Origin of the sequence: Sphingosinicella sp., from assembly GCF_013911755.1 — a bacterium.
Lineage (GTDB): Bacteria > Pseudomonadota > Alphaproteobacteria > Sphingomonadales > Sphingomonadaceae > Sphingosinicella.
Map to the genome: position 1 here is coordinate 25,392 of NZ_JACESP010000007.1, position 18,792 is coordinate 44,183.

An 18,792-nucleotide genomic window follows, 5' to 3' on the forward strand; every position below is an offset into this window, starting at 1 on the left:
CCACCGCAGGACGCGGCAGCACCGGCAGCGTACATGTCATCAGAAGGTGGCCTTCACGCCGAACTTCGCCGTCCAGCTATACTCCTCGTACTGCAGCAGACGCCGCGAGCCGCCGAAGTTCTGGTAGGCGAAATAGGGCTCGTCGGTGATGTTCACCCATTCGCCGAACAGCTGGATGTTTTCGGTGACCTTGTACTTCGCGCTGAGATCGAGCTGGAAGTGGCTGGCGACGTAGCGGTCTTCCTCGGGCGCGTCGCCCAGCTCGTCCAGATACTTGTCGCGGTAGGTGCCCGCCACGCGCAGGCTGAGCGGACCCTTCTCGTAACCGAGCACGGCGTTGAACGTGTGCTTTGCCGATGCGGGCAGACCCACCTTGCGCAGATCGCCGAGATCGCCGTCGTTCGGCACCTCGCCTTCGGCATCGGTGTACGTATAGTTGAACTGCGCGAGCAGCCCGTCGAACGGTGCGGGCAGGAAATCGAACGCCTGATTGTAGCTGAATTCGAAACCCCGGATCTTCGCCGTCTTGCCGTTGATCGAGGTCGTCGCGGAATCGAGCAGCACATCGTTATAGAGGACATCGTCTTCGGTATAATCGACGATGTAATCCTTGATGTCCTTGTAGAAGACGCCAGCCGACATGGCAGCGTTGCGGCCGAAATAATATTCGACCGAGAGATCGGCGTTCCATGCGCGGTAGGGCTTGAGGTCGGGATTGCCGAATTCGCCTTCATCGTCCTCGATGACCGCGCGCGGCGCGAGCTTCGAGAGCTTCGGACGCACCAGGTTCTTGTAGCCCGCCGCGCGCAGCACGAGGTTGCGCACCGGTTCGTAGCGGATCGTGATGCTGGGCAGCCAATCGGTGTAGCTGCGATCGAACGTCTGCGGGGTGACGAAGGCCGTATCTTCCTCAACCGGTTCGCCGCCGAACTCGCCGCCTTCCTCGACCAGCGTCACCACGTTGCCGGTGATACGGTTCTTCGTGCGCTCCATGCGGACGCCGCCGATGATGCGGAGCGTGCTGCTGTCCCAGCGGCCGAGCAGATAGGCCGCGAGAACGTCTTCATCGACGCTGTAGTCGGATTCAGCCGAGGCTGCCGCGCTGTCGAACGGATCGATCTCGAAGAGATTTTGATTGTCGTTCCAGAATTTCCGGAACGACGTCTTCCCCGGCACCGGGTCGATGACGGCGAGGCCATAGTCCTGCGCGCCGAGGAAATCGGAAAGCGTCAGGTCGCCATCACCGTCGAAGCCGTCGTAGATGTCGAACGTGCCGTTGTAGAACTTCTCACGCCAGCGTGACTTGGCGCCGCCCTGCACGGTGAATTCGCCGGTGCCGAGCGCGAACACGTGCGAGACGTCTGCCTTCAGGGCGTATTCCTCGTCCTGCGCGTCGCTGAGCGTGGTGATCTCCACCTTGTCGAATTCATATTCGGACGGGTCGAGGAACAGGTCGTTGCCGGCGGTGATCGTGTGGCCGGTGAACATCGGCTTGCTGTAATCGAAGGTGACGCCGAATTCGCCCTCATCTTCGAACTTGCGCTCGAACACGACCGGGTCGATCGAGCCGTTCTCGCGCTCGCTCGATTTCGCCCAGCTCGCCGAATATACAAGCTTCCACGGTCCTGTCTCGGTCTCGCCGCCCAACGTCAGCGAACGAATCTTCTGCGATTCAAAGCGGTCCTTCAAATCGCGCTGTACGCTGATCTCGCCATCGTCGGAGAGGAAGGTCGCGGTGGTGTCCGTGCCCTCCGAGGGGGATTCGTCCATCTCGAAGGTCAGGCGGCGGCGATACTCGTGATCGTCGAACTGGCTGTAGAGACCGCGCACATAAAGCGTGGTGCTTTCACCCGCCCTGAAATCGAACGAGAGCGACGCCGAAATGCGTTCGCGCTCCACATCATAATCGCGGTATTCGGCCGTGTCGGCGTAGACGATGCCGTCGTCTTCGTCCCAACCGTCCATCTCCATATTGTCGGTCGCGAACTTGCGCTTGTAGTAGGAGATGCCGCCGGCGACGCCGATGTTGTCGCTGAGCTTGGTCGAGAAATCGACCGCGCCCTTGGGCGAAAGATGATCGGTGAGATCGTTGTAGCTGCCTTCCGCGCTCAGCTTCAGCAGATCCTTCTTGCGCGCGAACGCGCTCGTCGTGTTGATCTCGATGGACGCGCCGATCGTGTCGGCATCCATGTCCGGCGTCAGCGATTTCTTCACCTCGATCGATTCGATGAGATCGCTGGAGATCACATCGAGCGCGACCGAGCGCACATCCGATTCCGGCGCGGGCAGACGGACTCCGTTCAGCGACGACGCATTCAGTTCCGGATCGAGGCCGCGGATCGAAACGAAGCGCCCCTCGCCCTGATCGTTCAGGATGTTGACGCCAGGAAGGCGGCGCAGCGATTCCGCAACGTTCTGATCGGGGAACTGGCCGACCGCATCGCGCGTGAGCACGGAGGCGACGCCGTCCGCCGCGCGCTGGCGCGCGATCGCACTGCCGAGGTTCGCCTGCTGGCCGATGACGAGGATGAGGCTGTCGTCACCCGCACTGAGCGCGACATCGACGCGCGTGGTCCCGTCCTCGGTGACGCTCACCGAAGTGCTGCTTTCGTCAGCACCCGCATAAATGGCGCGCAGCGTGTAGCTGCCCGAGGGAACATCCGCGAACCGGAAGCTGCCATCCGGACCCGCCGATGTGCGGCGGCCAAGCTCGACAAGTTCCACCTCCGCGCCCTGCAGGCCGCGAACACCGCCGGCGTCGACGACACTGCCGACGAGCGTGCCGGCAAAGGCGGGAGTCGAGAGGGAGGTGACAGCGAAGAGTGCAGCCATGAGACGACTGCGGCGGACGCGGATCTGGTGCGACATGAATTACCCCCTAGTACACAGGGGCGCGGTCCGTGTGCCGCCCCCTCGCGGCGACCGCTTAGGGGTGCGTCGTTACGGGCAGGCGTCGTTTGCATGACGGAAACATGCATGAAAAATTGCAGAATGGAGACAGCGCGCGTGCGCTGCTTGGCGACGGTTTATAAGTCGTGCAAATCGGCTCCCCCGGAGGGTGGATCCGAAGTCGAAATTGCTTCTAAAGCATGGAAATCTGGAGCGGGCGAAGGGATTCGAACCCTCGACCCCAACCTTGGCAAGGTTGCAAAAACGCGTTTTTGGCTGATTGCCGTTGACTGCCTTTGACTTCAAATATCCTAGTATTCTGCCGTTTTCTGTTAAAATGATCAGTAGCAGACAGCGACGAATATTCGCTCGGTGGTAGCCCGGTGGTAGCCCAGAAGGCAAAATCATGCTATAGGTTCGGTCATGAAGACCAAACTTTCCAAGACTGCCGCAGACATCGCCGAGCCGAAATCAGTGCGGTATACCATCTGGGATTCCGAGCTTACCGGGTTCGCCCTTCGGGTGACCCCCGCTGGCGCGAAGTCGTGGGCAGTGAAGTATCGCGTAGGTGAAGGCGGCCGGACCGCCGCCGTCCGCTGGTATACGATCGGCACCTATCCCGAGACGCCTGCCACAGACGCGCGCAAGGCCGCCGAAATTGCTCTGGCGCGCGTGCGGTTAGGCGAAGATCCCAGCGGCGAGCGCATTACGAAGCGCGCCGAAATGACCGTGTCGCAGGCCATCGATTTCTATGAGCAGGAAGGCTGCTTCGTGCAGCGCGGCATTCGGCAGGGCGAACCGATGAAACCGATGACGAAGGACTATACTCTCGCCCGTCTGCGCCATCACGTCGTTCGGCTGCTGGGCAAAAGGCGTATCACCGAAATCGACGAGGGCGACATCACCACGTTCGTGCGAGATGTGAGCGCCGGAAAGACCGCGCGCGACGAGTGGATCGTCGATCCCGAAACCGGCAAGCGTAAGCGCGTTATCGTCCGCGGCGGCGAAGGCGCCGCGCGGAAGGTCGTGCGCGACCTGTCCGCGGTCTATTCCTTCTTAAAGACGCATAAGAGGAAGACACGGGTCACTCACAATCCGGTAGAAGACGCAAGCGTCCGAAAGACGGACAATAAGCGCACGCGCTTTCTCTCGATAGAAGAGGTGAAGCGCCTAGGCGAAGCTCTCAATGCGCTGGAGGCCCAAGGCGTAAACGCCAAGGCAGTAAATATTGCCCGGCTCTGGGCGTTGTCCGGCTGTCGCCGAAACGAAATCGCCGGCCTGAAATGGTCGGAAGTCGATTTTGATCGCGGCTTGCTCGTTTTCGATGACACGAAAACCGGCAGAAGCGTCCGCCCGCTCGGCGCTGCGGCCATAGCGCTACTCGAAGCTTTGAAACCCGAAGAGGCCGAAGGCTATGTCTTCCCGGCGGAGCGTGGCGACGGGTTCTACCAGGGCACGAAGACCGTGTGGCAGGCTGCAATCAAGAAGGCGGCGCTTCCCGGCGTGACGCCTCACGTTCTCCGCCACACTCTCGGTAGCGCGGCTGCGTCTGCGGGCGAGGCCCTGCTGATGGTTGGCTCGCTTCTCGGACATGCGAATGCACGATCGACAGCGATCTACGCTCATATCTCTCATGATCCGGCGCGGCTGGCGGCCGATCGCGTAACCGGCCCTCTTGCTGAAGCATTGGGCCGCCCTCTACCAAAGCAGGCGATGGAAACGATCCCCGCCTGATTTCTGGAAAAATGCCCGCCCGGCGCACCGGACGGGCTTTGCGCTGGTAGGTCAGTCGCCGGTCCGGCGATTGGAACGCGACCAGATCAGGCTGAAAGTCTCGCCGCCTTCATCGTCGAAGAGGTTGGCGTAGATCGGTGCGGCGAAGCTGGGATCGTCGAGCTTTAGCCCCAGATATGCGCGGCCCTCGTTCGACTGCTTGGTCCAGGCAGCGCCGACTTCGGCGTTACCGGTGTAAACCCGGTGCGTGGGGGCGTTCTCGCTGGGCGGGTTCTGATCGGGGACGATGCGAACCCCCTTGGCCTGAACGCTGAGTGTCACGATGTCGCCGACATATTCGCCTTTGGCGGTCTTCTTGAAAGTGCCGATGGTAGCCATGATGATATCCTTTCCTTGCTCCGAGACCATGCCCTTCATGGCCTCGATGGCTTGGGACATGACCGGGACTGCCGCGGCCGCAGCCGAAGGCCCGTAAGCAAAGCTGGAGGACGGCGAGGGGCGCTCTTTTTTGCCTCGCGAGGAATGACGGCGCTCGCCGCCGGCAGGGGAAAAAAGGGCGAACCTGCCGTTGCGGCCCCAAGCGGCAGAGGCGCAGCCGGTTTCGGTCATCAAGCCTTTCGAAGAGGCCATGAAGGGCATGGTCTCGCGAGGCGCAAAGGAGACTGGCTAGCGCGTTCGGCTTTGAGCAGACCGGCGCGAAATTGGAGGCCGACCGGCTCACCAACTCCTAGGCAGGGTGCCGTCAGGCGCCGGATTTTGCGCGCCCGCGAGCCGGCGCCTTCGCTGCTGGCTTGCGGCCGCCGCCGCGTCCCTTGGTGCCAAGGCCGATCTGCTTGGCGAGCGCCCGCCGCGTCTCGGCATAGTTCGGCGCGACCATCGGATAGTCTTTGGGGAGATTCCACTTTGCGCGATAGTCGTCGGGCGTCATGCCATAGGCGTTCATCAAATGACGGCGCATCATTTTCAGCTTTTTACCGTCCTCGAGACAGACGATATAGTCGGGCTTAACCGACGAACGGATCGAAACCGCCGGTTTCTGCTCCTCGACCGGCTCGACGACCGGCGAACCCAGTCCCGCCAGCGCGCCATGAACGCGCGCGATCAGGTCGGGAAGATCGGCGAGGCCGACGGCATTGTTCGAGACATGCGCCGCGACAATATCGGCGGTGAGCGTGAGCAGCATATCCTGAGTGTCTTCGGCCATCGGTCATCTCCTATTCGACCCATGCCCTATCGCCTGTGTTACCGTCCGGCCACGACTATTTGGCCGTTAGGGTATCGCGCCGTGCGCCCAAGGGGCGCGCGGCGCGCGATTTTTTTGCCAGATGGAATGGGCGGCGGCACGCGCCGCCGCCCTCGACCGTCACGCGGCTTCGCGCCGCGGCCGGTCCTCGGCCTCCGGCACAGTCAGTTCGCCATGTGCCGTCACGGTCCCTACCCCGCCGCGCGCCGTGTAGGCGGCGGGCGGGAAGGCCATCCATTTCGGGACCCAGCCATCGACCTTGGTCCGGCCGTTGGTGCCGTCTAGATGGTCGCGGATGATCGTCTTCAAGGTCGCGCCCTTCTCCTTGGCATTGGCAGCGGCGACCTCGGCTCCGCCCACCTCGGCGACCAACGCGGTCAGCACCTCCCTGTCGCGCAAGCCTTCAAAGAAGGCATCGTCGGCGCTCCACCATTTGGCCATGTCGAGACCGATGTGGAGGCCCACGGCATCGACGGCGGCGCTTCCCGCAAACAACGTCTCGCCAATCACGATGGCGATCACGTCCATGACCGCACGGTCGGGAAGGTCGAGCAGACGCTGGAACAGCGCCGCGAGCGTCATCCGATTGCCGCCGGTCACGCTCGGCTCCTCGGCGTCGAACCCGAGGAGCGCCAGCACCGCACGGCGCTTCTCGTCGAAGACCGTCTCTGCGCGGCAAACCTCGACGCTTTCGCGAACATCGTGGTCCTTCGCCGACTGCGGTTCGATCTTCACATTCCACAGCGGCGATCCGGCGACGGCATGGGCAACCATCAACCGCAGTGCGGCGGCAGGATGACCGGTCAGCGCCGCACGCACGGCGGCATGACGATGTAGGTCGACATAGGTCTGCATGCGCGCGGTCATCTCGGGGCGAGCCACCTTGGCCGCCGCCTCGAACTTCTCGCCCTTTTCAAGCTGCGCCGCTTCTTTCGCGGTGACATAGCCCTCGTGGATATCGACCTCGCCGCTATCGCGGACCTCGATATAGACGCGCCCGCCCTTGCGCTTCGCGGCGTGGCGATGCTCCCATTCGGGGAAGTGGTCACCCTTGGGCAGGACGACGACATCGCTCCACCCCTCGTCCAGAAATCGTGACCGGCGTTCCTCGACGGCAGGAAGCTGGGCGGTCCAGAAAGCATCGCTGTCCGCGAAATAGCGCTCGTCCCCAAACAGGTCGGCAATGATCGAAAGGCCGCTTGCTTCGACGTCGAATAGCGCGTGCTCAACGCGGATCGCGCCGCCGCCGAACAGCCAATTTTTGAGTTGCTGACCCTGCGGGCAATAGACATTCGCGTCATCGAACAGCGCCAGCCATGCTCGCTGCTGCGATTTGGAGGCCATCGTTAGGTGCCGCACCGTGCCCACGCTGATCCTCTCCTTGGCGTAAAGCGAGCGGATGCGGGGCAAGAGATTGCCGAGCGCGAGGATGCGTTTCACCATTGCCTCGGGCATTCCGAACGTATCGGAAATATCCCCTATGCTACGCCCCTCGCGAACGAGCCGCGTGTAAGTGACCCACTGCGTGACCTCGTCGGCATCGCGCCGCGCGACATTCTCGATCAACGAAGCTTCGAGCGCGGCGGCATCATCGCCTTCTTCGAGGATCGCACAAGGCATCGGCTCGGCCTCACCCTTTTCGCTGGCGACAATGGTCGCCGCAGTGAAGCGCCGCGCCCCTGCGACGATTTCGAACGCGCCCTCGGCGCAATTCGGACGGACGATCAGCGGAACGAGAACGCCGCGAGCACGGACGGTCGGCAGAATATCAGCAACGTCGGGCGCCTTTTTGGCGTAGCGCATGTTGGTTTTGCTGATCGACAGCTTGCCAAGATCGATAAAGTCGAGTTTCATGGTCTTGCTCCTTGTGAGCGTCGGTCCCGTTGTGTCTTGAAGCGTGGCGGGACCGACTATGGATGACGGCGAAACGCGCCGCCTGCGTCAGCCTCAGCCCTTTGGCTTCGGAAGCTCGTCGCCACGCGCAGCGCGACGGAAATTCTGTTCGGCGGTGATGATCGACCCCGCGCGGCGCGCCGCAGCGGCCCAGCCCGACAGCGGAACCTCGGACGCAAAGCTTTGATCGCGCTCGATGCCGAGGCCAAAGGGCAGCCGCACCGACGCGAGTTCAGACAGGCTGAACGAACCGAGTTCGGGACAGCCGAACCCAAGATCGGCCAACCCGAACAGCGTATCGCCATCCTCGCCCAATTCGGTCGCCAGCCAAGTCGCCGCACCGACCGGTGAGAAGAATTTAGCAACCGGCACGAAATCCGGCTCCACCGCACCCGCCATCACGGCAGTACGCCGCGCTTCGTCATTCGCGCGCAAGGCGGCATGTAGTTCAGCGGACAGAGGCTTGCACCCATCGCGGCGCTCGTTGGTCTTTCCCATGTCATCCTCCATTCCCGCCCCCTAACCATCAGGCCCCCGGCGGAGCGGGGGTGGGCGGCGAGAACGACCTGCCGGGCGCGGCCAGGAAGGCGGCCCGCACCCAAAGGGCTGGAACGAAGAGGAAGAGCCGTGCAGCGGCTTGCGGGACGCCGGGACGCGCCCAGAGGGGAGAGCCGGCCAACCCAGCGACAGACGGGAGGCCGATCGAAAACGCCGCCGCGCACTGCGCGGCGCCATTATTCTCGTCAGCTATGACGACTGATCTGCCGCGACGGCGAACTAAGAGAAGGATCGCGCTCTCGGCGCGACCGCCGGCGGTGCGGCGTGCGCGCGCAGCTGTGCTTAGCCGTCGCACCGCCAAGACAGGCGCACCGAGTGCGCAGCGCGGTCAAAACAAACATACGATCCCTGTCGGCGCCTGCCGCCGACAGCGAGCGCCCATCAACTGCCGCGCTCCTTCATCAGGGGGCGTCGCGGGGGCGTCCAGCCCCAGCGGATGGGGTACGGCCAGACGCGGCTGGCCGTCAGGGGAAGGTTTTCCCCTCGCTTTCCATATTTAGTATCGGATTTTCCCGATGGGATTTGACGGCGATAAATGCATCGGATAATGCCGATGAATGAACAGCGATTCGGCACTGTCGGCCTTGGCCGCCCTCGCACATCCCACGCGTCTCAACGCGTTCCGACTGCTGGTCCAGCACGAGCCGGAAGGCCTTTCCACCGGCGAACTCGTCGACGCGTCGGGTCTCTCGCAAAGTACCTTCTCGACGCATCTGGCGGTCCTCGCGAAAGCGGGGCTGGTGACGTCGGAGAAGCGCGGCCGGCAGATCAACCAGCGCGCCGAACTCGACACGCTGAAAGGCCTGATGCTCTTCCTCGCTAACGACTGCTGCCAGGGACGACCCGAGCTTTGCGAACCGCTGCTCGCCGAACTTGCCTGCTGCTGAAGGACCTCATGTGACCGACATCGTCATCTACCACAATCCCGATTGCGGAACGTCACGCAACGCGCTGGCGATGATCCGCAACGCCGGCATCGAGCCGCACGTCGTCGAATATCTGAAGACGCCGCCATCGCGCGAGTTGCTCGAACAAATGATAGCGCGCGCGGGCATCGCGCCCCGCGCACTCCTCCGCGAGAAAGGGACGCCTTTTGCCGAACTCGGTCTCGGCGACGAAAGCCTCGACGATGAGGCGCTCATCGATGCCATGATGCTGCATCCGATGCTCATCAACCGGCCGATCGTGGTCTCGCCGCTCGGCGTGAAGCTCTGCCGCCCCTCCGAGGAGGTGCTCGACCTTATCCCGGCGCAGCAGCGCAGCAGTTTCGCCAAGGAAGATGGCGAGCAGGTCGTCGACGACGCCGGCAATCGCGTCGGACTCTGATCGATGGCCAGCAAGCGCGAACGCCTGTCGTTCCTCGATCGGTACCTGACCCTGTGGATATTCCTCGCCATGGCGCTGGGCGTCCTGCTCGGCTCGACCTTCGCCGGACTTCCCGCCGCGATCGACAGCCTCTCCTGGGGCTCGACCAACATCCCGATCGCGATCGGCCTCATCCTGATGATGTATCCACCGCTGGCGCGCGTGCGCTACGAAGAGCTGCCGCGGGTGTTCGAAGATAAGCGGGTCCTCGCGATCTCTCTGATCCAGAACTGGATCATCGGCCCGGTGCTGATGTTCGCGCTCGCGGTGATCTTCCTGTCGGACAAGCCGGAATATATGACCGGCCTGATCCTCATCGGCCTCGCGCGCTGCATCGCGATGGTGATCGTCTGGAACCAGCTTGCGAAGGGCGACAATCAATATGTCGCGGCGCTCGTTGCCTTCAATTCGATCTTCCAGATTCTCTTCTTCAGCGTGTACGCTTGGTTCTTCCTGACCGTGCTGCCACCACTGTTCGGGCTCGAAAGCAGCGTCATCGACGTCAGCTTCTGGACCGTCGCCGAGGCGGTCCTCATCTATCTCGGCATCCCGTTCCTCGCCGGCTTCCTCACCCGCAAGATACTAGCCGGTGCAAAGGGGAACGACTGGTACGAGACCCGCTTCCTGCCCAAGATCGCGCCGATCACGCTTGTCGCGCTGCTATTCACGATCGTCGCGATGTTCAGCCTCAAGGGGAGCGAGATCGTCACTATTCCGGGCGACGTCGTCCGTATCGCGATCCCGCTGACCATCTATTTCGTGGTCCAGTTTGTCATCAGCTTCTGGATGGGCAAGCTGATCGAAGCCGATTATCCACGCACCACGGCGATCGCCTTCACGGCGGCGGGCAATAATTTCGAACTCGCAATCGTCGTCGCGATCGCTGCCTTTGGCCTCGCCTCGCCCGTAGCCTTTGCCGCGGTCATCGGCCCGCTCGTCGAGGTGCCGATCCTCATCCTTCTCGTCCATGTCGCCTTCCGGTTAGGTCGGCGCTGGTTTCCAGGTTCCACTCCCGCAAAAGACTGAACTTCATGACAGCTCCGACTTTCTCCCGCCTGCGCGCGCTCGCCGACCCCGACCACCTTCCCGCACTGAGCGCGGAATATGTCCGCGCACAACCCGGTCTCGGCCTCGGCCCCCTCGATCCCGCACCACGCATCCTGCTCCTTTACGGTTCCTTGCGTGAACGCTCCTACTCGCGGCTAGTCGTCGAGGAGACTGCCCGCCTTCTGCAGCTTTTCGGCTGCGAGACGCGCATCTTCGATCCCTCGGACCTGCCGATGCCCGACCTGATCGCCGACGACGATCATCCCGCCGTCGAAGAACTGCGCCAGCATTCGCTCTGGTCTGAAGGCCAGGTCTGGTGCAGCCCCGAGCGCCACGGGCAGATCACCGGGATCATGAAGGCGCAGATCGACCATCTGCCCCTCGCCTACAAGGGTCTGCGCCCGACGCAGGGGCGCACGCTGGCGGTGATGCAAGTCTCCGCAGGATCGCAGTCGTTCAATAGCGTCAACACGCTGCGCATTCTCGGCCGCTGGATGCGGATGATTACGATCCCCAACCAATCGAGCGTTGCCAAGGCCTATGCCGAGTTCGACGAAGCGGGCCGCATGCTGTCTTCGAGCTATTACGACCGGATCGTCGATGTCGCCGAAGAGCTTGTTCGATTCACCGTTTTGACGCGCGGCCATGCCGACCAGCTTGTCGATCGCTATTCGGAAAGAAAGGACCGCCAGGAACCGGTCGTGACGCCGGCGCAACTTGCAGAGCTTCCGGGGACATGGCGGACCGAGAGGTAAAAGCTCAGTGGTTGCGCCGTCATCATCCCGCTTTCGCACTCCTCGGTGTGTAACCGATCGCTACGCGCGACGAATTGACTCAGGAAGCCTCCGCGCCGAGAAGGGAATTTGTGAAGCACTGGCTTACCTTGATGCTCCTTGCGGGAGCGCTCCTTGGTCTCTTTGGCCAGGAGGCGGCGTTCGCGATGGCAAGACCGGTCGTCGAAGCTCAGCAACCCGTTGCTTCGCCAGCGATGAGTCCCGAGTGCGCCGAAATGATGGGCGTCGACACCGCGCAGCCCGATCAGCCGTGCAAGGGCATGACGCTCGACTGCATCGCCAAGATGGGCTGCGCCGTTCCGCTGGCGGTCGTCACGCCCGGCGCGCCGCTTGTGGTCGCCGGTCATCGGCGCGAACTGGTCGATCCGCTTGCCGTGCAGCGCTTGGTTGGACGCAGCTTCGGCCCAGAACCCGAGCCACCGCTAGCCCTCGGTTGAATCGCGCATTGCGTGCCGCCTCGTCGCGGCGCGCAATTCCCGGCTTTTCAATCGAGGAAATTCAAAATGAAAATAATATTGTTCGCCGCAGCGATTGCGGCCGTCGGCCTTGCAACGCCGACCTTCGCCCAGGAAAAATCGGGCGGTCACTATGAATGGCGCGAGCGCCAACTTCCCGGACCGAACAAGTCCAACATCTCGCCGCGCGTTCGCGTCTGGGTCGATGACGCCCCGCCCGAGATGGCGAGTTGCGACTGCGACATGATGAAGTCCCATGCAGCCAACTGCATGAAGACCATTTCCGCTCGTCAGATGATGCCCGCGAAGGGCTGACGCTGTGCCGCCCCCGGCGCACGCGTCGGGGGCGGACCTGCCTTCGCCCGGAGAGGGGAACATCATGCGCATATTGCTTGCAACCGCCGCCCTGGCGCTGCTGCCCACGGTGCTTCGCGCCGAACCCATGTCGCTGGACGAAGCGCTTCGGCGCGCCGAAACACAGGCGCCCGAGCTTCGCGCGCGCGAAGCGGGCGTCGATGCGGCCACATCCGCGGCCATCGCGGCGGACCGCTTGCCCGACCCGAAGCTCGATCTCGCGGTCAAGGATTTCCCGGTGACCGGCCCCGATGCGGGCCGGTTCAACCGCGACGACTTCACGATGCAAGTCATCGGCGTGAGCCAGGAATTCACCAATCCCGCCAAGCGCCGCGCCCGCGCCTTGCGCGCGAGCGCCGACATCGACGTCGCCGAGGCCGAGCAGGCGGTCGCCGCGCAGGATGTCCGGCTCGCAACGGCACTGGCATGGATCGATCTCCATTATGCGAAGAAGCGGCTGAAGGAACTCGATCTGCTCGACGCCGAACTCGACGACCTGCAAGCAACGGTGGCCGCCCGGCTCGCAAGCGGCGCGGCGCGTCCGGCGCAGGCGCTCGAGCCCGAGCAACTGCGCGCCGGGCTCGCCGACCGGCGCAGTGCGCTCACCTCCGAAATCGCGCGATACCGGGCGCAGCTTACCAGATTTACCGGCGATGCCGCCGCCGATACGACGGGCGATCTGCCGCCGCTTGTGGTCGATGGCGACGCGCTTCGCGCCGGGCTCGCCGCCTTGCCGCTGCTGCGCGCCTATGACGCACGGACAATCGCCGCCGACGCCGAAACCGGCCTCGCGCGCGCCGAGAAGCGACCCGACTGGACGGTAAATGCCGCCTATGGCCGGCGCGAGCCAAATTTTGGCGACCTCGTCACGGTCGGGGTGACGATCGACCTGCCGCTGTTTGCGAAGAAACGGCAAGACCCCAAAATTGCCGCCCGCGCGAGTGAAGCGACGCGGGCGCGCCTCGACCGCGAAGCGGCCGAACGCGAGGTCGCGGCAGCGCTTTCCGCCGATCTCGCTATGCACCGCATGCACGACGAGCAGCTAGCCAATGCGCGGACCAGACTGGTGCCGCTCGCCAAGAAGCGTGCGCAGCTCGATCTTGAGAGCTTCGGGGCGGGCCGTCTCGATCTCGGGACCGCCCTCTTATCGACACTCGCGCTTGCTGAAGCAGAGGTCGATGCGCTCGCCCGCGAAGCCGAAGTGGCGCGCGACGGAGTGCGGATCATTTACACTTATGGGGAGGCACGGCGATGACCGATGCAACGACAGCGGCACGGTGGCGTGCCGCAATATTGGCTGCCGTACTCGTGGCTGGCGGCGGGGGCTATTGGCTCGGACAGCGCGGCACGGACGAGATGGCGTCGGGGGCGGCGAGCGGCGATGGCGGCAAGATACTCTATTATTACGACCCGATGTTCCCGAACCAGAAGTTCGACCAGCCCGGCAAGTCGCCCTTCATGGATATGGAACTTGTGCCCAAATATGCCGACGGGGGCGGCGGAAGTGAGGCTGCGCCGGGCGTGGCGGTCGATCCCTCGGCGCGGCAAAGCCTCGGCATCCGCGTGGTCGCCGCCGAAACGGGCAGCCTTGCGGCGACGCTCGACGTCACGGGGACGGTCGATTTCAACCAGCGCGACTTCGCGATCGTTCAGGCGCGCTCCGGCGGTTTCGTCGAGCGCGTCTACCGGCTCGCGCCAGGCGATGTGATCCGCGCGGGCGCGCCGATCGCCGACGTGCAGTCGCCCGAATGGGGCGGCGCGCAGACCGAATATCTGAGCGTCAAGCGGCTCGGCAGGCCCGAACTTACCGCAGCAGCGCGGCAGCGCCTCCGCCTCATGGGCATGCCCGAAGGGGTGATCGCGCAGGTCGACCGCAGCGGTCGCACGAGCGGCACTGTCACCGTGCGCGCGCCGATCGGGGGCGTCGTCCAGACGCTCAGCGCACGTGCCGGCGTGACGCTTGCCGAAGGCCAGACGCTTGCCGAAATCTCCGGCCTCGGAACGGTGTGGCTCAATGCCGCGCTTCCCGAGGTCCAGGCCGGAACGGTGCAGATCGGCCAGCGCGCGAACGCCAAGCTCACCGCCTTTCCGGGCGAGACCTTCGCCGGCCGTGTCGTCGCGATCCTGCCGACCGCGGCGGCGGACAGCCGGACGCTGACCGCGCGGGTCGAACTCGCGAACCGCGGCGGGCGCCTGCGCCCCGGCATGTTCGCGACCGTCGCATTGGGAGGCGACGCCAAGCCAGCGCTGCTCGTGCCGAGCGAGGCGGTGACCCGCACCGGAACGCGCACGATCGTGATGCTCGAGATGGGCGACGGCCGCTATCATCCCGCCGAAGTCGAGACCGGACGCGAGGGCGGCGGCAAGACCGAGATCTTGCGCGGCCTTGCGGCGGGCGAGAAGGTGGTCGCCTCGGGCCAGTTCCTTCTCGATTCCGAAGCGAGCCTGACCGGCATCGCGGTCCGGTCCCTGGGCTATGCGAAATGATCGAACGGATCATTCGCGCATCGGTCGCCGCGCGCGGGCTGGTCGTCGCGGCGGCGTTGATCCTGACGCTGATCGGGATCGCCGCCGTGCGGACGACGCCAGTCGACGCCCTCCCCGATCTCTCCGACGTGCAGGTCATCATCCGCACGACCTATCCCGGCCAGGCGCCGCGCATCGTCGAGGATCAGGTCACTTATCCGATCACGACGACGATGCTCTCGGTCCCGGGGGCGCGCGTTGTGCGCGGCTATAGCTTCGTCGGCGACAGCTTCGTCTATGTGCTGTTCGAGGACGGCACCGACCTTTATTGGGCGCGCAGCCGGGTGCTCGAATATCTGAGCCAGGTGCAAAGCCGCCTTCCCGAAGGGGCGAAAGCGTCGCTCGGCCCCGACGCCACCGGCGTCGGCTGGATCTACGAATATGCGCTGGTCGACAAGAGCGGGCGCCACGATCTCGCCGAGCTGCGCAGCCTGCAGGACTGGTTCCTGCGCTTCGAACTCAAGGCGGTCCCCGGCGTCGCCGAGGTCGCGAGCATCGGCGGCATGGTGCGGCAATATCAGGTCGTCGTCGATCCGACGAAGCTCGCCGCCTATGGGGTAACCGCGCAAGAGGTAACCGAGGCCCTCCAGCGCGCCAATCAGGAGAGCGGCGGCGGGACGGTCGAAATGGCCGAAGCCGAATATATCGTGCGCGCCAGCGGCTATCTCAAAAGTCTGGGCGACTTTCGCGCGGTGCCGCTCCGCACGGCAGCGGACGGGATTCCGGTGACGATCGGCGACGTCGCAACCGTCCAGATCGGCCCCGAGATGCGGCGCGGCATCGCCGAACTCAACGGCGAAGGCGAAGTCGCGGGCGGGGTGATCGTGATGCGCCAGGGCCAGAACGCCCGCGAGGTGATCGAGGGTGTGCGCGCCAAGCTCGCCGAGCTGAAGCGCGGCCTGCCACCGGGCGTCGAGATCGTCACCACCTATGACCGGTCGGGTCTCATCGACCGCGCGGTCGACAATCTCACCTCGAAGCTCATTGAGGAGTTCATCATCGTCGCGATCGTCTGCGCGCTGTTCCTCTGGCACGCGCGGTCGGCGCTGGTCGCGATCCTCACCCTGCCGCTCGGAATCCTGATCGCCTTCATCGTCATGCGGTTCCAGGGGCTGAACGCCAATATATTGTCACTCGGCGGCATCGCGATCGCAGTCGGCGCAATGGTCGACGCCGCGGTCGTGATGATCGAGAATGCCCACAAGCATCTCGAACATTGGGAAAAGGATCATCCCGGCGAGCAGCTCGCTGGGCCGGAGCGTTGGCGCGTCATCACTGACGCCGCCGCCGAGGTCGGTCCGGCGCTGTTCCTCAGCCTCCTCATCATCACCTTTTCCTTCCTGCCGATCTTCACGCTCGAAGGACAGGAAGGAAAGCTGTTCGGGCCGCTCGCCTTCACCAAGACCTATGCCATGGCAGCGGCGGCGATCCTCTCGATCACCCTCGTCCCGGTGCTCATGGGCTGGCTCATCCGCGGACGGATTCCCAGCGAACAGGCCAATCCGGTCAATCGCTGGCTGACGCACGCCTATCGCCCCGCGCTCGACCTGGTTCTGCGTTATCCCAAAAGGGCCTTGGGGTTCGCGGGGCTGATCTTCGCGAGCAGCCTGTGGCCGCTGACCCAGCTCGGCGGCGAGTTCATGCCGCAGCTCGACGAAGGCGATCTCCTCTACATGCCCTCGGCATTGCCCGGCATCTCGACCGCCAAGGCGTCGAGCCTGCTCCAGCAGACCGACCGGCTCATCAAAACGGTGCCCGAGGTCGAGAGCGTGTTCGGCAAGGCCGGCCGCGCCGACACCGCGACTGATCCTGCGCCGCTCGAAATGTTCGAGACGACAATCCGCTTCAAGCCGCGCGATCAATGGCGCGCGGGCATGACGCCCGACAAGCTGGTCGCCGAACTCGACGCGCGCGTGAAAGTCCCCGGCCTCGCCAATTTCTGGATCCCGCCGATCCGCAACCGCATTGATATGCTGGCGACCGGAATCAAGAGCCCGGTCGGCATCAAGGTCGCAGGATCGGATGTGGCCGAGATCGACCGCACTGCGAAGCGGATCGAAGACGTCGTCCGCAAGGTGCCAGGGGTCGCGTCGGCTCTCGCCGAGCGGCTGACCGGCGGGCGCTATATCGATGTCGACATCGATCGCGCCGCCGCCGCCCGTTACGGGCTCAATGTCGCCGACGTGCAATCCATCGTCGGCGGCGTCATTGGAGGTGAGACGATCGGGCAGACGGTCGAGGGGCTAGCGCGATACCCGATCAGCGTGCGCTATCCGCGCGAGCTTCGCGACAGTCTCGGAAAGCTGGAAAACTTGCCCATCCTCACCCCATCGCGCCAGCAGATCACGCTGGGCACCGTGGCGAGGGTGCGGATCAGCGATGGCCCGCCAATGTTGCGCAGCGAGAACGCGCGGCCGGTAACCTGGATCTATGTCGATGGCCGCGACCGCGACCTGCAGACGCTGGTCGGTGATATCCAGCAGGCGGTCGCGCGCGACGTAAAATTGCCGCCGGGCATCAGCGTCTCCTACACTGGCCAATTCGAATTCCTCGTCCGCGCGGCCGAGCGGATGAAGATCGTCATACCCGTCACGCTCGCGATCATCCTCGTCCTGCTCTACCTGACCTTCAGGCGCTGGGACGAGGCGCTGCTCATCATGGCGACGCTGCCATTCGCGCTCACCGGCGGGCTGTGGCTGCTCTACCTGCTCGGCTACAACCAGTCGGTCGCGAGCGCGGTCGGTTTCATCGCGCTGGCGGGAGTCGCCGCCGAGTTCGGCGTCGTGATGCTCATCTATCTCAAGCAGGCGCTTGCGGCGCGCGGCGACGGCCCGATCGAAGCGGCAGTACGCAACGGTGCCCTGCTCCGGGTTCGGCCGAAGGCAATGACCGTCGCGGTCATTCTCGCGGGCCTGTTCCCGATCCTCGTCGGCACCGGGACCGGATCCGAGGTGATGAGCCGGATCGCCGCGCCGATGATCGGCGGGATGATCACTGCGCCGCTGCTCTCGATGTTCATCATCCCCGCCGCCTATCTCTTGATGCGCCGGCGCTGGCCCGATCAACCACCATTAAAAGCCCCGAAGACGTGAAATAAAAAAAGGAGAATGAACGTGAAATCGATACACATTTTAACCGGCAGCTTCCTGCTGCTAGTTGCCGTCTCGGCTTGCAGCCCTGAAGCCGACAAGCAAAAAACGACCGCTCCCAAGGATGCCGCCGCGGACGCCCCGGCTTCCGTAGTCCAACATGGCAAGGGCGAAGGAAAGATCACCGCGATCGACGAAGCCAAGGGCACCGTCACGCTCGATCATGGCGAGATCGCCGCGCTGAAATGGCCGCCGATGGCGATGGGGTTCGAGGCACCCGCGGATTTGCTCAAGGGCCTGAAGGTCGGCGACCGCGTCGCCTTCGAACTTGACTGGAACGGCGCAACGGGACGCATTACGCGGATCGAGGCGCTTCCCGCGTCCTGATCAAGCCTCCCCGGGCTTGGCGTCGCGCATCAATTTCGCGCAGCGGCTCGAGAGTCTGGATGATCTTGCAATCGCCCACCTTTCCCAAGCGGCAGCCGCCGATGACGCGTGCCAGTTCGTCGCGCATCTGGGAAAGGTCGGCGATCTTGCGTTCGATCGTGGCGAGATGGCTGCTTGCGACCGCGTCGACGGCACCGCAAGGCTGGTCGCGATCGTCTGCTAGCGCGAGAAGCTCGCGGACCTCGTCCAGCGAAAAGCCGAGATCGCGCGCGCGCCGGATGAAGGACAGTCGCAACAGCTCTTCGGTCCCATAGGAGCGATAATTGCCGTCCGTCCGCGCGGGCGGCGCCAGCAGACCCGCGCCTTCATAATAGCGGATGGTTTCGACCTTGGTGTCGGTGGCACGCGCGAGTTCGCCGATTTTCATCGCTTGACCCTCTAGTTGCTAGAGGGTGCAT

The 18,792-nt window shown here is 64.1% G+C and carries 17 protein-coding genes; 11 read left to right on the forward strand and 6 right to left on the reverse strand.

Annotated features, from left to right (window positions below; genetic code table 11):
* Positions 1-39: 39 nt before the first annotated feature.
* Positions 40-2,868, reverse strand: coding sequence for a TonB-dependent receptor (locus tag H2052_RS06740; protein WP_293779468.1), 2,829 nt, complete (start codon positions 2,866-2,868; stop codon positions 40-42).
* A gap of 444 nt (positions 2,869-3,312) precedes the next feature.
* On the opposite strand from H2052_RS06740, the gene H2052_RS06745 reads away from it, so the two are divergent.
* Positions 3,313-4,623 carry a tyrosine-type recombinase/integrase gene (locus H2052_RS06745; protein WP_293779470.1) on the forward strand — a complete coding sequence of 437 codons (1,311 nt, stop codon included), beginning with the start codon at positions 3,313-3,315 and terminating at the stop codon, positions 4,621-4,623.
* 51 nt (positions 4,624-4,674) lie between these two features.
* On the opposite strand, the gene H2052_RS06750 is transcribed toward H2052_RS06745, so the two are convergent.
* The 4 genes from H2052_RS06750 to H2052_RS06765 all read right to left on the reverse strand — a co-directional run bounded on the left by H2052_RS06750 (position 4,675) and on the right by H2052_RS06765 (position 8,257).
* Positions 4,675-5,001, reverse strand: coding sequence for a DUF736 domain-containing protein (locus H2052_RS06750; protein ID WP_293779696.1), 327 nt, complete (start codon positions 4,999-5,001; stop codon positions 4,675-4,677).
* Positions 5,002-5,365: 364 nt separating this feature from the next.
* Positions 5,366-5,827, reverse strand: coding sequence for a MucR family transcriptional regulator (locus tag H2052_RS06755; RefSeq protein WP_293779472.1), 462 nt, complete (start codon positions 5,825-5,827; stop codon positions 5,366-5,368).
* 159 nt (positions 5,828-5,986) lie between these two features.
* Complete coding sequence (locus tag H2052_RS06760) at positions 5,987-7,720, reverse strand: ParB/RepB/Spo0J family partition protein (protein WP_293779474.1); 1,734 nt, start codon at positions 7,718-7,720, stop codon at positions 5,987-5,989.
* Positions 7,721-7,813: 93 nt separating this feature from the next.
* Positions 7,814-8,257 carry a DUF2958 domain-containing protein gene (locus H2052_RS06765; protein ID WP_293779476.1) on the reverse strand — a complete coding sequence of 148 codons (444 nt, stop codon included), beginning with the start codon at positions 8,255-8,257 and terminating at the stop codon, positions 7,814-7,816.
* A gap of 617 nt (positions 8,258-8,874) precedes the next feature.
* Between H2052_RS06765 and H2052_RS06770 the strand changes: the two genes are divergently transcribed.
* From H2052_RS06770 to H2052_RS06815, 10 genes are all read left to right on the forward strand, one after another.
* The gene (locus H2052_RS06770) at positions 8,875-9,204 is read left to right on the forward strand and encodes a metalloregulator ArsR/SmtB family transcription factor (RefSeq protein ID WP_293779478.1); all 330 of its coding nucleotides are present in this window, start codon (positions 8,875-8,877) and stop codon (positions 9,202-9,204) included.
* Between the two features lie 10 nt (positions 9,205-9,214).
* Positions 9,215-9,643 (forward strand): arsenate reductase (glutaredoxin), encoded by a 429-nt coding sequence (gene arsC / locus H2052_RS06775; RefSeq protein ID WP_293779480.1) that lies wholly within the window; start codon positions 9,215-9,217, stop codon positions 9,641-9,643.
* A gap of 3 nt (positions 9,644-9,646) precedes the next feature.
* Positions 9,647-10,708 carry an ACR3 family arsenite efflux transporter gene (gene arsB, locus H2052_RS06780; RefSeq protein ID WP_293779482.1) on the forward strand — a complete coding sequence of 354 codons (1,062 nt, stop codon included), beginning with the start codon at positions 9,647-9,649 and terminating at the stop codon, positions 10,706-10,708.
* Positions 10,709-10,713: 5 nt separating this feature from the next.
* Positions 10,714-11,484, forward strand: a complete 771-nt coding sequence (arsH, locus tag H2052_RS06785; RefSeq protein ID WP_293779484.1) for an arsenical resistance protein ArsH — start codon at positions 10,714-10,716, stop codon at positions 11,482-11,484.
* Between the two features lie 110 nt (positions 11,485-11,594).
* Positions 11,595-11,960, forward strand: a complete 366-nt coding sequence (locus H2052_RS06790; protein ID WP_293779486.1) for a hypothetical protein — start codon at positions 11,595-11,597, stop codon at positions 11,958-11,960.
* Between the two features lie 66 nt (positions 11,961-12,026).
* Positions 12,027-12,293, forward strand: a complete 267-nt coding sequence (locus H2052_RS06795) for a hypothetical protein (RefSeq protein ID WP_293779488.1) — start codon at positions 12,027-12,029, stop codon at positions 12,291-12,293.
* Positions 12,294-12,357: 64 nt separating this feature from the next.
* The gene (locus tag H2052_RS06800) at positions 12,358-13,587 is read left to right on the forward strand and encodes a TolC family protein (RefSeq protein ID WP_293779490.1); all 1,230 of its coding nucleotides are present in this window, start codon (positions 12,358-12,360) and stop codon (positions 13,585-13,587) included.
* Complete coding sequence (locus H2052_RS06805; protein ID WP_293779492.1) at positions 13,584-14,819, forward strand: efflux RND transporter periplasmic adaptor subunit; 1,236 nt, start codon at positions 13,584-13,586, stop codon at positions 14,817-14,819. Before H2052_RS06800 ends, H2052_RS06805 begins: the two co-directional genes overlap by 4 nt.
* Positions 14,816-17,950 carry an efflux RND transporter permease subunit gene (locus H2052_RS06810; protein ID WP_293779494.1) on the forward strand — a complete coding sequence of 1,045 codons (3,135 nt, stop codon included), beginning with the start codon at positions 14,816-14,818 and terminating at the stop codon, positions 17,948-17,950. The genes H2052_RS06805 and H2052_RS06810 overlap by 4 nt, the downstream gene beginning before the upstream one ends.
* A 21-nt stretch (positions 17,951-17,971) precedes the next feature.
* Entirely contained in the window at positions 17,972-18,334 is a 363-nt protein-coding gene (locus H2052_RS06815; RefSeq protein ID WP_293779496.1) for a copper-binding protein, read from the forward strand.
* Here H2052_RS06815 and H2052_RS06820 read toward each other — a convergent pair.
* A complete protein-coding gene (locus tag H2052_RS06820) occupies positions 18,303-18,761 on the reverse strand; it encodes a helix-turn-helix domain-containing protein (protein WP_293779497.1) in 459 nt (152 codons plus the stop codon). The two genes, H2052_RS06815 and H2052_RS06820, sit on opposite strands and share 32 nt — an antisense overlap.
* Positions 18,762-18,792: the final 31 nt, after the last annotated feature.

What these genes read in the sequence shown, in the direction of transcription:
- H2052_RS06740 (WP_293779468.1), bottom strand. Translation starts at nt 2,868, where the DNA reads ATGTCGCACCAGATCCGCGTCCGCCGCAGTCGTCTCATGGCTGCACTC.
- H2052_RS06745 (WP_293779470.1), top strand. Translation starts at nt 3,313, where the DNA reads ATGAAGACCAAACTTTCCAAGACTGCCGCAGACATCGCCGAGCCGAAA.
- H2052_RS06750 (WP_293779696.1), bottom strand. Translation starts at nt 5,001, where the DNA reads ATGGCTACCATCGGCACTTTCAAGAAGACCGCCAAAGGCGAATATGTC.
- H2052_RS06755 (WP_293779472.1), bottom strand. Translation starts at nt 5,827, where the DNA reads ATGGCCGAAGACACTCAGGATATGCTGCTCACGCTCACCGCCGATATT.
- H2052_RS06760 (WP_293779474.1), bottom strand. Translation starts at nt 7,720, where the DNA reads ATGAAACTCGACTTTATCGATCTTGGCAAGCTGTCGATCAGCAAAACC.
- H2052_RS06765 (WP_293779476.1), bottom strand. Translation starts at nt 8,257, where the DNA reads ATGGGAAAGACCAACGAGCGCCGCGATGGGTGCAAGCCTCTGTCCGCT.
- H2052_RS06770 (WP_293779478.1), top strand. Translation starts at nt 8,875, where the DNA reads ATGAACAGCGATTCGGCACTGTCGGCCTTGGCCGCCCTCGCACATCCC.
- arsB (WP_293779482.1), top strand. Translation starts at nt 9,647, where the DNA reads ATGGCCAGCAAGCGCGAACGCCTGTCGTTCCTCGATCGGTACCTGACC.
- arsH (WP_293779484.1), top strand. Translation starts at nt 10,714, where the DNA reads ATGACAGCTCCGACTTTCTCCCGCCTGCGCGCGCTCGCCGACCCCGAC.
- H2052_RS06795 (WP_293779488.1), top strand. Translation starts at nt 12,027, where the DNA reads ATGAAAATAATATTGTTCGCCGCAGCGATTGCGGCCGTCGGCCTTGCA.
- H2052_RS06800 (WP_293779490.1), top strand. Translation starts at nt 12,358, where the DNA reads ATGCGCATATTGCTTGCAACCGCCGCCCTGGCGCTGCTGCCCACGGTG.
- H2052_RS06805 (WP_293779492.1), top strand. Translation starts at nt 13,584, where the DNA reads ATGACCGATGCAACGACAGCGGCACGGTGGCGTGCCGCAATATTGGCT.
- H2052_RS06810 (WP_293779494.1), top strand. Translation starts at nt 14,816, where the DNA reads ATGATCGAACGGATCATTCGCGCATCGGTCGCCGCGCGCGGGCTGGTC.
- H2052_RS06820 (WP_293779497.1), bottom strand. Translation starts at nt 18,761, where the DNA reads ATGAAAATCGGCGAACTCGCGCGTGCCACCGACACCAAGGTCGAAACC.